The sequence below is a fragment of the Thiomicrospira microaerophila genome (assembly GCF_000934765.1).
GTDB lineage: Bacteria > Pseudomonadota > Gammaproteobacteria > Thiomicrospirales > Thiomicrospiraceae > Thiomicrospira > Thiomicrospira microaerophila.
This window is the reverse complement of record NZ_JYNN01000010.1, coordinates 14428-27946: the sequence shown is the minus strand read 5'-3', so window position 1 is coordinate 27946 and position 13519 is coordinate 14428. Positions and strand designations below refer to the sequence as shown.

General features: G+C 44.9%; 9 protein-coding genes and 4 tRNA genes. 10 read left to right on the top strand and 3 right to left on the bottom strand.

Features of this window, described 5'->3' with window-relative positions:
- Nucleotides 1-418: 418 nt before the first annotated feature.
- On the bottom strand, nt 419-637 hold the full coding sequence (locus tag NA59_RS05550) for a YgaP family membrane protein (protein WP_044409250.1): 219 nt from the start codon (nt 635-637) through the stop codon (nt 419-421).
- 269 nt (nt 638-906) lie between these two features.
- Between NA59_RS05550 and tig the strand changes: the two genes are divergently transcribed.
- From tig to NA59_RS05505, 9 genes are all read left to right on the top strand, one after another.
- On the top strand, nt 907-2223 hold the full coding sequence (gene tig / locus NA59_RS05545; RefSeq protein WP_044409247.1) for a trigger factor: 1317 nt from the start codon (nt 907-909) through the stop codon (nt 2221-2223).
- A 117-nt stretch (nt 2224-2340) separates the two neighbouring features.
- Nucleotides 2341-2943 (top strand): ATP-dependent Clp endopeptidase proteolytic subunit ClpP, encoded by a 603-nt coding sequence (gene clpP, locus NA59_RS05540; protein WP_044409244.1) that lies wholly within the window; start codon nt 2341-2343, stop codon nt 2941-2943.
- Nucleotides 2944-2957: 14 nt separating this feature from the next.
- Nucleotides 2958-4208 carry an ATP-dependent Clp protease ATP-binding subunit ClpX gene (gene clpX / locus NA59_RS05535; RefSeq protein WP_044409241.1) on the top strand — a complete coding sequence of 417 codons (1251 nt, stop codon included), beginning with the start codon at nt 2958-2960 and terminating at the stop codon, nt 4206-4208.
- A 62-nt stretch (nt 4209-4270) separates the two neighbouring features.
- Entirely contained in the window at nt 4271-6688 is a 2418-nt protein-coding gene (lon, locus tag NA59_RS05530; protein ID WP_044409238.1) for an endopeptidase La, read from the top strand.
- Between the two features lie 105 nt (nt 6689-6793).
- A complete protein-coding gene (locus tag NA59_RS05525) occupies nt 6794-7066 on the top strand; it encodes an HU family DNA-binding protein (protein ID WP_044409235.1) in 273 nt (90 codons plus the stop codon).
- A 163-nt stretch (nt 7067-7229) separates the two neighbouring features.
- Nucleotides 7230-7305, top strand: a tRNA-Val gene (locus NA59_RS05520).
- A gap of 5 nt (nt 7306-7310) precedes the next feature.
- Nucleotides 7311-7387, top strand: a tRNA-Asp gene (locus NA59_RS05515).
- Nucleotides 7388-7470: 83 nt separating this feature from the next.
- Nucleotides 7471-7546, top strand: a tRNA-Val gene (locus NA59_RS05510).
- 4 nt (nt 7547-7550) lie between these two features.
- Nucleotides 7551-7627 (top strand) — tRNA-Asp (locus tag NA59_RS05505).
- Nucleotides 7628-7970: 343 nt separating this feature from the next.
- Here NA59_RS05505 and NA59_RS05500 read toward each other — a convergent pair.
- Nucleotides 7971-9173 (bottom strand): cupin domain-containing protein, encoded by a 1203-nt coding sequence (locus tag NA59_RS05500; RefSeq protein WP_044409232.1) that lies wholly within the window; start codon nt 9171-9173, stop codon nt 7971-7973.
- 130 nt (nt 9174-9303) lie between these two features.
- On the bottom strand, nt 9304-10713 hold the full coding sequence (gene purB, locus NA59_RS05495) for an adenylosuccinate lyase (protein WP_044409230.1): 1410 nt from the start codon (nt 10711-10713) through the stop codon (nt 9304-9306).
- Nucleotides 10714-10841: 128 nt separating this feature from the next.
- Here purB and acnB point away from each other — a divergent pair, with 128 nt between their 5' ends.
- The gene (acnB, locus tag NA59_RS05490) at nt 10842-13418 is read left to right on the top strand and encodes a bifunctional aconitate hydratase 2/2-methylisocitrate dehydratase (RefSeq protein WP_044409227.1); all 2577 of its coding nucleotides are present in this window, start codon (nt 10842-10844) and stop codon (nt 13416-13418) included.
- Nucleotides 13419-13519: the final 101 nt, after the last annotated feature.

The window sequence follows — 13519 nt, the reverse complement described above, 5'->3', positions numbered from 1 at the left end:
AGCCGCTGGCGGCAATAGACCCTGCGACTTCGCGCAGGGTGACAGGGCAATGAGGGAGGCTAGGAGCCATTTACTCCTTAACTTAATGGCCGTGATGCACGACGTGGGAACGAGAAAAGAAGTGTGCATACGTTAGCAGCGTGGGAACGAGAAAGAGTGCTTTAAACAGGCAGACTGCTAGTGGGCAATAAAAAACCCCTCAGCAGTTTCACCGCAAGCGGATCACAGTTCGGGGCCGTGTTGGTTTGAACTTTACGCTATCGTTCAATGCAGATCAAGTGACGCGGCTATTTTATTTTTAAATCCAACCAAGAAGTGTTAACCTTGGTTTTTTTATAATTAAAAAAGTAGAAAACGGTCGGCTGGTTTTTGCGGATGGGTTGAGGCGGAATGTCTCAACCCGATGAAGCGGGGGTGTTTAGGCTTGTTCTTTTACGAAGGGTGAGCCGTGCTTTAGGCCGAGTTTTTTTAGAATAACGACCATTGGGCAGAAGCGGAATACACCAGAAATAATCAGGTTTAAGCCAACAAAAGCGGTTAAAAGTAACCAGGCCTGGTTGTTAGTCAATAAGGCTAAGCCTAAGCTAATTAACACAACAGTACCTGCTACCATTAAAACGACACGTTCAATAATCACACTATTTCTCCAGGTTTAATTTAAAAAGTAATAAACCCAATTATTGTAGCCCAAAACTTATTGATAATGTAATTGTGAGTTCAAATAAAAATAAGGAAAAGCTAATATTGGCTTAATATTGCTCTAATGTGGCGTTAAACAATAGATTTTACTTGTTGTTTTTGCCACTATCTGTATAATTTTGGGACTATTTATAATCGCTGTGCAATAGGCGTTTACGCCAATTTGTATGGTAGCCATTTGAATTTAATAACTATTTGAGAATTTGTATGCAAGTATCTGTTGAAAAACCTGAGCAAGGCCTAGAGCACAAAATTAGCGTTACTTTCCCTTCTAATGATTTTGACGCGAAAGTGGAGAAGCGTTTGAATGAAATGCGCCGCACTGTCAAAATGGATGGTTTTCGTCCTGGTAAAGTTCCAATGAATATGCTTAAGAAACGTTATTTGCCACAAGTTCAGCAAGAGCTTTTAGGTGAAGCGCTTCATTATGCTTTTTTTGATGCGATGGACAAGGAAGGCTACAATCCAGCCGGTTACCCCGCATTTGATGATGTGAAACTTGAAAAGGGTGAGATTAAGTTCGAAGCACGTTTTGATGTGTACCCAACAATCACTTTGCCTGCCTTTGATAGCATTGAAATTGAAAAAACGGTTGCAGAAGTCAAAGAAGAAGACGTGGATAAAATGATTCAGCGTCTACAGGAGCAGCGTTCTGCTTGGAAGCCACAGGGCGAAGAACAGGCGGCTGAAAACGGCACACAGGTGATTATTGATTTTGTTGGTAAGCTTGATGGTGTTGAGTTTGATGGTGGTAAGGCTGAAAATGTACCGTTAGAATTAGGCTCAGGTCGGATGATTCCTGGATTTGAAGACGGTATTGTTGGTATGAAAAAGGGTGAAATGAAAACGATCGAGGTGACTTTCCCTGAGCAGTACCAAGCCGAGCATTTGAAGGGGAAGACCGCGCAGTTTGATATCACTGTGCACTCTGTTCAAACTAAGCAGTTGCCTGCGTTAGATGAGGAGTTCATTAAGTCGTTCGGTATTGAAGACGGTACGATTGATACTATGCGTAAAGAAATTCGTGACAATATGGAGCGTGAACTTAAGCGCACGTTGGATGCACAGAATCGTCAGGCGGCGTTTGATGCGTTGGAAAAGTCTATTGAAATAGATGTACCTAAGTCGTTAGTTGCTCAGGAAGCAGAAACGATGCTTGAGAATTATATGAAGCGTTTAGAGCAGCAAGGCATGCCTAAAGGTCAGATGCCTGGTTTAACGGCGGATATTTTTAGCGAAGAAGCTAAGAAACGTGTTAAGTTAGGCTTGGTGATTGGTGATGTGATTAAAGCACACGATATTAAGGCATCAGAAGCTGATTTGGATGCATTTGTTGCAGAGCAGGCGTCCGCTTATGAAGAGCCAGAAGAAATTAAACAGTGGTATAAAGAAAATCCACAGCGTTTAAATGAAGCGCGTGCTGTGATTACTGAATCTGCGGTGGCGAAAAAAATTATGTCTGAAGCCAAGGTGGCTGAGGTAACAAAAGCATTTGATGAGATTGTTAGTTCTTCAGCGGCTTAATCGCCTTTATTAAGTCAATATCAAGCCCTATGACTGCAAGCTCTTGTGTCATAGGGTTTTTGTTTTTAAGTGTTAATTATTTTATTTAGAATTTTATTTAGAGAGTAGGGGTGAGTAATGAATACATCTGTAATTAGTAACGCGTTAGTGCCGATGGTGGTTGAGCAAACCAGTCGGGGTGAGCGTGCCTATGACATCTATTCACGTTTACTAAAAGAGCGTGTCATTTTTCTAGTGGGTCAGGTTGAAGACCATATGGCGAACTTAATTGTCGCGCAAATGCTTTTTTTGGAAGCAGAGAACCCAGAAAAAGATATCCATCTTTATATAAACTCCCCCGGTGGTAGTGTCACTGCAGGCATGGCGATTTATGATACGATGCGCTTTATCAAGCCAGATGTGTCGACCATGGTGATGGGGCAAGCGGCGAGCATGGGTTCGTTTTTGTTAGCCGCAGGTACCAAGGGGAAACGTTTTGCTTTACCTAATTCACGCGTGATGATTCATCAGCCACTGGGCGGATTTCAAGGTCAAGCGAGTGATTTTGAAATACATGCACGTGAAATATTGTATATTAAAGATAAATTGAATCGTGCCTTGGCTGAAAATACTGGGCAACCCATCGAAGTGATTGAAAACGATACCGATCGTGATAACTTTATGAGCGCAGAACGTGCAATGGAGTATGGTTTGGTTGATCAAGTATTGCATAACCGCTAGGATTGAGAGACGTTATGAAAGAGAAAATGCTGTACTGCTCATTTTGCGGTAAAAGTCAGGATGAAGTGCGCAAGTTGATTGCGGGCCCTTCCGTATATATTTGTGATGAATGTATTGAGTTGTGTAATGATATTTTAATTGAAGAGTTGGGTGAGGAAATTAACCAAACATTTGACTTGGATCACTTACCGACACCGCGTGAAATTAGCGCTATTTTGGATGATTATGTGATTGGTCAGGAAAAGGCAAAAAAGGTATTGTCTGTTGCTGTTTATAATCACTACCGTCGACTACAGAACGCGAATAATGCAGATGATGTTGAGTTAACTAAAAGTAATATTTTGTTAATTGGTCCGACAGGTTCGGGTAAAACACTGTTAGCTCAGACCATGGCGCGTTTGCTAGATGTCCCTTTTGCGATTGCGGATGCGACCACGTTGACGGAAGCGGGTTATGTCGGTGAGGATGTGGAGAGTATTGTACTCAAATTGCTACAGCGCTGCGATAATGACCCGGCTAAAGCGGAGCGTGGCATTATTTATATTGATGAGATCGATAAAATAACCCGTAAATCGGAAAACCCGTCAATTACGCGTGATGTATCGGGTGAGGGGGTGCAGCAAGCTTTGTTGAAGTTGATTGAGGGTACCCAAGCGGCGGTGCCTCCACAAGGTGGACGCAAGCATCCCAATCAAGAGATGATTTATGTTGATACGTCTAAAATTTTATTTATTGTCGGCGGCGCATTTGAAGGTTTGGATAAGGTCATTGAGCAGCGCACAGAAAAGAATTTAGGAATTGGTTTTTCGGCCGATATAAAATCAAAGGATAAAGCAAAGACACTCACGCAGAAGTTTGCGGAGATTGAACCAGAAGATTTGACCAAGTTTGGTTTGATTCCTGAGTTCGTTGGACGTTTACCTGTGATCGCGTCGCTGACAGAGTTGGATGAAGATGCGTTGGTGCAGATTTTAACGCAGCCAAAAAATGCATTGATTAAGCAGTTCCAGAAAATGTTTGAGCTTGAAGGCGCGAAGCTAGAATTTAGAAATGATGCGTTGGCTGAAATTGCCAAACTTGCGATTGCTCGTAAAACCGGTGCGCGTGGGTTACGCTCTATTTTAGAACAGGTTTTGTTAGATACTATGTATGATTTACCTAGCATGACCCATGTTGAAAAGGTCGTGGTGAATAAGTCGGTTATTCAGGGTAAAAAGCCGCCGATGGTGGTTTACTATGATGTTGCTAAGGCAGCGAGTGAATAATGGCTTAATATTTTGATTAAAACCCAGCTTGTCTGGGTTTTTTATTCTAAAGAAGAGTGTTTATGGATATTAATCAAATCGCAATGAAGATGAATGTGTTGGTCATGCCACTGCGCGATGTGGTTGTGTTTCCTGGTTCGGTAATGCCCTTGTTTGTTGGGCGTGCTAAGTCTATGAGTGCTGTTTTTGAAGCACAAAGACGAGATAGGCAGCTATTTTTGATTGCCCAGAAGAGTCCTGAGCAGGAAGCACCTGAAGCAACCGATTTGTATGAGGTAGGAACGCTGGCTAATATTTTACAGACGCTGAAACTACCTGATGGAACAGTAAAAGTATTGGTTGAAGGGTTGCAGCGTTTTGAGTTGATTAATCTTACTCATAATAATGGGTTTTTAGAGGCCGATATTGCGGCTTTAGAGCAAGACCAAGGGCCAGACGGACAAACCCGTGCGTTAGCTAGTTTGTTGCGTGAACGTTTTCTTTATCTTGCTGGGTTGCGTAAAAAGCTACCTTCTGAGGTGAAGGAGTCGATTGAGCGCTGTGAGGACGCGAATCGTTTAGTTGATTTGATTGGTGCGAATATGGCGCTAACAATGGATAGAAAGCAATCTTTATTGTCTTCGGTCTCGATTAATGCGCGAATGGAGCAGTTGTTAGCTTATATTGAGGAAGATGTTGATTTAATTGAATCTGAAAAACGTATTACGATGCGCGTGAAGAGTCAAATGGATCGTACACAGCGTGAATTTTATTTAAATGAAAAGATTAAGGCGATTCACAAAGAGTTGCGCCGTGATGAAGACGGCGAAGATGAGTTCGAAAGCCTGAGTGCAAAGATAAAACAAGCGCAGATGCCGGCAGATATTGAGAAAAAGGCGCTAGCGGAGCTTAAAAAACTCAAGCAAATGCAGACTCAGTCTTCTGAGGCGAATATTGTACGAACCTATTTAGACTGGTTGATACAAGTACCTTGGAAAAAACGTTCAAGAGTGTCGAAAGACTTGTTAAAGGCAGAAAAAATACTCGATCAACAGCATTATGGTTTAGAAAAAGTTAAAGAGCGTATTGTTGAGTATTTGGCTGTTCAACAGCGGGTTAAGAAAATAAAAGGTTCGATTCTTTGCTTGGTGGGCCCGCCTGGTGTGGGCAAGACTACTTTGGCACGCTCGATTGCAGAGGCAACGAATCGTCAGTATATTCGTATGGCATTAGGCGGTGTGCGTGACGAAGCAGAGATACGTGGGCATCGTAAAACCTATGTGGGGGCGTTGCCTGGCAAAATAATGCAAAAAATGGCAAAAGCAGGCACAGTGAATCCGCTTTTTTTGTTGGATGAGGTTGATAAAATGTCGTCCGATTCACGCGGTGATCCCGCGAGCGCCTTGTTAGAGGTGTTAGATCCTGAACAAAATGCTACATTTAGTGATCATTATTTAGAAGTTGACTATGATTTGTCGGATGTCATGTTTATTGCGACGTCTAATTCGATGGATATTCCAGAAGCGTTACTCGATAGAATGGAGGTCATTAATTTATCAGGCTATACCGAGCCAGAAAAAATTAATATTGCTATGCAGTATCTTGTGAGCAAAAAAATGCAAGATCATGGGTTGAAATTAGACGAGCTGACGATTACCGAGCAGGCGATTAAGCGCATTATTCAGGTTTATACGCGTGAGGCGGGTGTTCGCGATTTGGATCGAAGTATTGCTAAAATTTGTCGAAAAGTGGTCAAATGCTTGTTAGATGGTTCTAAAAAATCGCCTGTTTACGTTGATGATGGCGACCTTGAGGATTACCTGGGCGTGGCTAAGTATCGTTTTGGTTTGGCAAGTATTGATAATCAAATTGGGCAGGTTACCGGTTTAGCTTGGACGCGAGTAGGAGGCGATTTGTTGAAGATTGAATCCACTGTTATGCCGGGTAAGGGAAAGTTAGAAAGTACGGGGCAACTCGGCAGTGTGATGTCTGAGTCGGTTCAGGCCGCGATGAGCGTGATTCGCAGTCGTTCAAGCAGTTTGGGTTTGGCCCCCGATTTTTATGAAAAAATAGATTTGCATCTGCATTTTCCAGATGGCGCAACCAAAAAGGATGGTCCGAGTGCTGGCATTGCAGTTTGTACAGCGATTACCTCAAGCTTAACGCAGATACCTGTCAGAGCCGATGTCGCTATGACAGGCGAAATTACACTGAGGGGGGAGGTATTACCGATTGGTGGGCTGAAAGAAAAGTTATTGGCGGCATTGCGTGGTGGGATTAAAACAGTTTTAATCCCACACGATAACGTGCGAGATTTAGCCGATATCTCTTCTGAAATTACATCACAGTTAGAGATTAAGCCTGTTCACTGGATTGATGAGGTGTTGAATGAGGCTTTGGTTAGTCAGCCACAAGCGATCACCTTTGAGGAGGAACTGGCGGGTGTTTATGGTGTGAATAAGTTGGCAAATGTTGTCATGGATGAACAAAAAGCGCATTAAATAGCGGTTTTAAAGTATTTTGCTTGACACACTGAGGTGTCGATTGCTATAAATGCGTTAGTCCACTTGGATGGCAGTAAATTTTTTTTCAATGGAGTGTAAAACATGAATAAATCTGAATTAGTAAGCGCAATCGCAGAGAAAGCTGATTTAACGAAAGCACAAGCGGCCGCGGCACTTGAAGCAACCGTGTCGTCAATCACGGAAGCCATGAGCAAGGGTGATCAAGTCGCCATCATTGGTTTCGGTACATTTAAGGTAGGTGAGCGTTCAGCACGTACAGGCCGTAACCCACAAACGGGTGCAGAGATGCAGATTCCTGCCGCTAAAGTGCCAAAGTTTGCAGCGGGTAAATCATTGAAAGATGCGGTTAACTAATTTTATTAAATTTTGTTAAAAAATATTATAAATGTTGTTGACAATGCGCCCCAGCTCTTTATAATACGCGCATCAAACAAGCGTAACGGCAACTAGCTGAAACGCACTAGACTAAGGTCTAGCGTTTAAAGAATGGTCTTTAAATGTTGTTTAAAGAATAAACGGGTGCTTAGCTCAGCTGGGAGAGCATCGCCCTTACAAGGCGAGGGTCGGGGGTTCGATCCCCTCAGCACCCACCAAAATTGGAGCGGTAGTTCAGTTGGTTAGAATACCGGCCTGTCACGCCGGGGGTCGCGGGTTCGAGCCCCGTCCGCTCCGCCAATTCAAAAGGCTAGCATTGCTAGCTTTTTTATTGCAACGGTGACAAGTTGCAATTAACTCGTGAGAGTTAAAAACGTTTCAACGGGTGCTTAGCTCAGCTGGGAGAGCATCGCCCTTACAAGGCGAGGGTCGGGGGTTCGAACCCCTCAGCACCCACCAAATTGGAGCGGTAGTTCAGTTGGTTAGAATACCGGCCTGTCACGCCGGGGGTCGCGGGTTCGAGCCCCGTCCGCTCCGCCAACATTTAAAAGCCCCAAGTTCAATTGAACTTGGGGCTTTTTTATTGCCTTAAATAAACTCAAAATGTGAATAGCCCGATCATGTATCATTGCGAGGCCGAAGGCCGTGGCAATCTCTTGCAGACAGAGCATGTCCTTGAGAGATTGCCGCGTCGCTGCGCTCCTCGCAATGACGAGGTTTTTCTTGAGTTTGCGGCACAATCATTCCAAAAATCACGTGTCATTGCGAGGCCGAAGGCCGTGGCAATCTCTTTCAGATTGTGCACGCCCTTGAGAGATTGCCGCGTCGCTGTGCTCCTCGCAATGACGAGGTTTTTCTTAACTTTATGGAATATCCTGGTTAATCAGGCTTCGCCATCGAAACATTCCGCTTGTTCTTCGTCTTCTGGCAATACTATAAACTGTCTTAGCCATAGCTGATATAGCCATTCAGCAACAACTCGTTGCTTGCTCCAGCGTTGCAAGGTATCCGCATGGATACGGTCTTGATTGGCCACTTGCATTATCACGCCATCGGCTAAACCGTCTGTCGGCCATTCAAATCCATTAATATAAAGCACACAGCCATCGTTGATCCGTTGAAATGCAAAGCGACAAACCGGGTCTCGTTCTAGATAATCCACTTGTTTGAGTGCATTGATAAAAGTGTCTAGGTCGGCAGCTTCATCTTCATTCAGAGGTTCAGGTAGCGCGTTATGCGCGTTTTGATCTAACTGGGTGGCAAAGCGACCAAACCAATGCTGGATGGCTTGGTCATCATTGAGTGCGCTGAGAATCAGTTGTTTAGCATTTAACCAGGCCTGGTTGTTAATTTCGCCTGTCTGGGTATTTTGCCAACTGGGATCTTGATACATTTGATTGAAAAGATTGTTTTCCGATAAATAGTCACCGAAGCTGTCAAATAGCTCTTGGCCTTTATAGCTGCGGTAGCCAATCGAGTAGGTCATGCAGTTATCGTCGAGCGCCACGCCGTGATGTCCCCATTTTGGTGGCAGGTATAAAATATCACCGGCTTCAAGGGTGTATTCTTCTTCGATTTCAAACTTGCGCATCAGGCGCAGAGGCGTGTTTTCTAAATAGTTGTCTAGCTCGCAGTCTTGCGCGCTCAGCATCCATTTACGTGAACCAGCCGCCTGAAGTAAAAACACATCATAATGATCAAAGTGCGGGCCGACATTGCCGCCTTCGGTGGCATAGCTAATCATAATGTCGTCAATGCGCCAGCGTGGAATAAAATTAAACTCATTGAGCAATTGTTGAACCTCAGGAATGAGTCGATCCATGCCTTGGACTAACAGTGTCCAGTTTTTTTCTGGCAGACCCGCATAATCCTGTTCACTAAATGGCCCATTGCGCAATGCATAGTCCTGTTCACCTTGTTGAATGACAATTCGGCTTTCGACTTCTTCTTCAAGAGAAAGACCAGCGAGTTCTTCAGGGCTAATCGGGCTAATGAAGTTGGGCAGGGCTTGTTTGATCAGAAGCGGTTTTTTTTGCCAGTATTCGGTTAGGAATGTATTGGCATCGATTTGGTTAAAATGAATCATTGGGGTTTCCTGATAAGGTTAATTAAGGTTAATAAGGCTAATTAAGGTTGAATAAGGTTAAGTAAGAAGTGCAGTAAGCAAGTAGAGGGAGTTCGATTCCTTAGTATCGCTAAGGAATCGAGTTGGTTTATTAACGACCTTTAAGAATAGTCAGGGCTAACTCAATGGTTTCGGCTTGGCGCTGCGCATTGCCAATGTAGCTTGCTGGCGTCATTTCTCTAAGGTTTTGCTTAGCTTCAGCCGGTAAGTCTAATTGGTCAACGAACTCTTGCATGATTTGTGAATTTACACGGCGACCTCGGGTAAGGTCTTTAAGTTTCTCATAGGGTTTTTCGATGCCATATCGGCGCATCACGGTTTGAATGGCTTCAGCCAATACTTCCCAGTTATCATCGAGATCTTGGGCGAGCTTGGCTTCATTGACTTCAAGTTTGCTTAGGCCTTTCATGCTGGCTTGCAGTGCAATTTGGGTATGCGCCACACCGACACCGAGGTTACGCAGTACGGTTGAGTCGGTGAGGTCACGTTGCCAGCGCGAAATCGGCAGTTTTTGCGCTAGGTGTTCAAATATCGCATTCGCCATCCCCAGGTTGCCTTCAGAGTTTTCAAAGTCAATCGGGTTCACCTTATGTGGCATGGTCGATGAACCGATTTCACCCGCCACGGTTTTTTGTTTAAAGAAGCCCAGTGCAATATAGCCCCAAACATCACGATCAAAGTCGATCAAAATGGTGTTGAAGCGTGAAATCGCGTGGAAGTATTCAGCGATATAGTCATGGGGTTCGATTTGAATGGTGTAAGGGTTCCAGGCTAAGCCTAGTGACTGAACAAACTGTTCGCTCAATTCATACCAGTTAATGCTAGGGTAGGCCGACAGGTGGGCGTTATAGTTACCGGTTGCGCCATTGATTTTGCCCATCACCTGTACTTGCATCAGTTGTTTGATTTGGCGTTGTAGGCGATAAGCGACATTGGCAAACTCTTTGCCCACAGTCGTTGGCGAAGCAGGTTGTCCGTGGGTGCGAGACAGCATTGGGATCCCCGCCATTTCAATCGCTTGACGCGCAATCTCATCGACCAGTTTTTGCATTTGAGGTACGATGACCTGTTCGCGTGCTTCTTTGAGCATCAGCGCGTAGGATAGGTTGTTGATATCTTCTGAGGTACAGGCGAAATGGACAAATTCGTTGATCTTGTCTAGCTCTTCAACAGATGCCATGTGCTCTTTGATGAGATATTCCACTGCTTTAACATCATGGTTGGTGGTGCGCTCAATTTCTTTCACGCGCTGGGCCATCTCTAGGCTAAAGTTATCGACTAATAGTTGAAGATGGGCTTTCGCCTTTGGGCTGAAGGTTGGGACTTCAGGAATGCCTGGGTGATTGGCAAGCATATTGAGCCAAGCGACTTCAACGCGCACACGATTTTTAATTAAACCGTATTCGCTGAAAATCGATTTTAAATCACCGAGGCGACTACCATAACGACCGTCTACAGGTGAGATTGCAGTAAGTTCAGAAAGAAAAAGAGCGTCTGACATAAGGCTTCCTTGTTAATAAAATGTGTTAAATCGTGATATTATATCGCAATTAAGGACTATCTAATGACTCTCTTAATGCATCCTGTTGGTTGTTATTGGAGAGCAAAACAAAAAATGGAGCATAATCTATGTTAGAAGCTTATCGTCAATTGGTTGCTGAGCGTGAGTTGCAAGGCATTCCTGCGTTACCTTTGGATGCACAACAAACTGCCGAAATCATCAATTTATTAAAGCAACCTAACCCGGCTGAAGTGTCTGTGTTGGTGGATTTGTTAACCCATCGCGTTCCGCCTGGGGTCGATGAAGCGGCCTATGTTAAAGCCAGTTTTCTAGCCGATGTAGCGAAAGAAAGCGTGAAGGTTGAGGCGATAGCGCCAGAGCAAGCCGCGTTTTTATTAGGCACCATGATGGGCGGCTATAACGTTCAGCCTTTGATTGAATTATTAGATAGCGCCAATAAAGCGGTAGCGGAAACCGCGATGAAAGCCTTGTCAAAAACCCTTCTTGTCTATGATGCGTACCATGACGTTTTAGAAAAAGCCGATAGCAATAGCTATGCTAAACAGGTGGTTGAATCTTGGGCGAATGCCGATTGGTTTGTGGATCGTAAGCCCTTGGCTGACAAAATCACCGTTACTGTATTTAAAGTGGATGGCGAAACCAATACCGATGACTTGTCTCCCGCCACCGCCGCTTGGTCGCGTCCTGATATTCCTTTGCATGCGATAGAAATGCTGGCCTCCAAAATGGAAAACGTGCCGCAGATTATTGCCGAATTAAAAGCAAAAGGGCATCCTGTTGCCTATGTCGGTGATGTGGTCGGTACCGGCTCTTCACGGAAATCCGCGATGAACTCGGTGATGTGGTGGTTTGGTGATGATATTCCTTATGTACCGAACAAGCGTCAAGGTGGTGTGGTATTGGGCGGTAAAATTGCGCCGATTTTCTTTAACACCGCCGAAGACTCAGGTTCATTGCCGATTGAATGTGATGTCAGCCAGCTCAATATGGGCGATGTGATTCATATCTATCCTTATGAAGGCAAAATCACTAATGAAGCCGGGGACACGATTTCTAGCTTTAAGCTTGACCCGATTACCATGCCCGATGAAGTGCGTGCGGGTGGACGTGTGCCCTTAATCATTGGGCGTGATTTAACGGATAAAACGCGTCGGGCGCTTGAGTTGCCACCGAGTGAGCATTTTATTCGCCCAACGGATGGCGATACCGCAACCCATGGTTATACGCTGGCACAAAAAATGGTGGGTCAGGCTTGTGGTGTGGCGGGTGTGCGTCCAGGTGTGTATTGTGAACCGCATATGGCGACCGTAGGTTCGCAGGACACAACGGGCGCGATGACGCGTGATGAAATGAAAGAGCTGGCTTGTTTAGGTTTTAGTGCCGATTTTGTATTGCAGTCCTTCTGTCATACGGCCGCTTATCCAAAGCCGGTCGATATTAAACTTCAGCATAGTTTGCCGGACTTCATGACCAGCCGTGGTGGTGTGTCTTTGCGCCCAGGTGATGGGGTAATCCATTCTTGGTTAAATCGTATGCTGTTGCCTGATACTGTCGGTACCGGTGGTGATTCGCATACGCGCTTCCCAATTGGTATTTCTTTTCCAGCGGGATCAGGTCTGGTGGCGTTTGGTGCGACCTTGGGTGTGATGCCGCTGAATATGCCTGAATCGGTTTTGGTGCGTTTTAAAGGCAAGATGCAGCCGGGTATTACGCTGCGCGATTTAGTCAACGCGATTCCTTATCAAGCGATTCAAAGCGGTTTATTGACGGTTGAGAAAAAAGGTAAGAAAAACGTATTTAACGGTCGCGTGCTAGAAATCGAAGGCTTGCCTGATTTGAAAGTAGAGCAGGCGTTTGAGTTATCGGATGCGTCGGCTGAGCGTTCAGCCAATGGCTGTGTGGTCAAGCTTGGTGAAGCATCGATTATTGAGTTCTTAAAGTCGAATATTCGTTTGATTGAGTGGATGGTAGAAAACGGCTATCAAGATGCGCGTACCTTGTTACGTCGTCGTGATGAAATGCAAAAGTGGATTGATAGCCCTGTGTTGCTAGAAGCCGATGCCGATGCGCAGTATGCCGAAATTATTGAAATCGACTTGGATCAAATCAAAGAACCGATTGTGGCTTGCCCGAATGACCCTGATGATGTGAAGTTATTATCTGAGGTTTCAGGGGAGAAGATTGATGAGGTGTTTATTGGTTCGTGTATGACCAATATTGGCCACTATCGCGCAGCCGGTAAGGTGTTGGAAAACATCAAGGGTGCGGTGCCGACTAAATTATGGATTGCGCCGCCGACGAAGATGGATGAGCGTCAGTTGATTGAGGAGGGTTACTACAGCACTTTTGGACGTACCGGTGCGCGTACTGAAATGCCGGGTTGTTCATTGTGTATGGGTAACCAAGCACGTGTCGCAGACGGTGCGACGGTGTTCTCAACCTCAACCCGTAACTTCCCAAACCGTTTGGGTAATGACGCTAACGTCTATTTAGGTTCGGCGGAGCTAGCGGCGGTGATTGCGGCGATGGGCAAAATTCCAACAGTTGAGGAATATATGGCGCAAGTGAGTATGCTTGATACGATGGCGGATGATGTTTATCGTTATCTTCAGTTTGATGAAATGGCGGATTATGAAATTAAATCGCCGAAAAAACTGGAAGAAATTGGTGTAGCTGTCGCTTAATCTCTATTCATAGCAGCCTGTCTGGCTAAACCCCGGTCGTGGCGAAAAAAAGTCTGGCTTGAGTCCGATAGGCTCCTATGTACCTGGTTTAAATCTACTTT

What these genes read in the sequence shown, in the direction of transcription:
- tig (WP_044409247.1), top strand. Translation starts at nt 907, where the DNA reads ATGCAAGTATCTGTTGAAAAACCTGAGCAAGGCCTAGAGCACAAAATT.
- clpP (WP_044409244.1), top strand. Translation starts at nt 2,341, where the DNA reads ATGAATACATCTGTAATTAGTAACGCGTTAGTGCCGATGGTGGTTGAG.
- clpX (WP_044409241.1), top strand. Translation starts at nt 2,958, where the DNA reads ATGAAAGAGAAAATGCTGTACTGCTCATTTTGCGGTAAAAGTCAGGAT.
- lon (WP_044409238.1), top strand. Translation starts at nt 4,271, where the DNA reads ATGGATATTAATCAAATCGCAATGAAGATGAATGTGTTGGTCATGCCA.
- NA59_RS05525 (WP_044409235.1), top strand. Translation starts at nt 6,794, where the DNA reads ATGAATAAATCTGAATTAGTAAGCGCAATCGCAGAGAAAGCTGATTTA.
- NA59_RS05500 (WP_044409232.1), bottom strand. Translation starts at nt 9,173, where the DNA reads ATGATTCATTTTAACCAAATCGATGCCAATACATTCCTAACCGAATAC.
- purB (WP_044409230.1), bottom strand. Translation starts at nt 10,713, where the DNA reads ATGTCAGACGCTCTTTTTCTTTCTGAACTTACTGCAATCTCACCTGTA.
- acnB (WP_044409227.1), top strand. Translation starts at nt 10,842, where the DNA reads ATGTTAGAAGCTTATCGTCAATTGGTTGCTGAGCGTGAGTTGCAAGGC.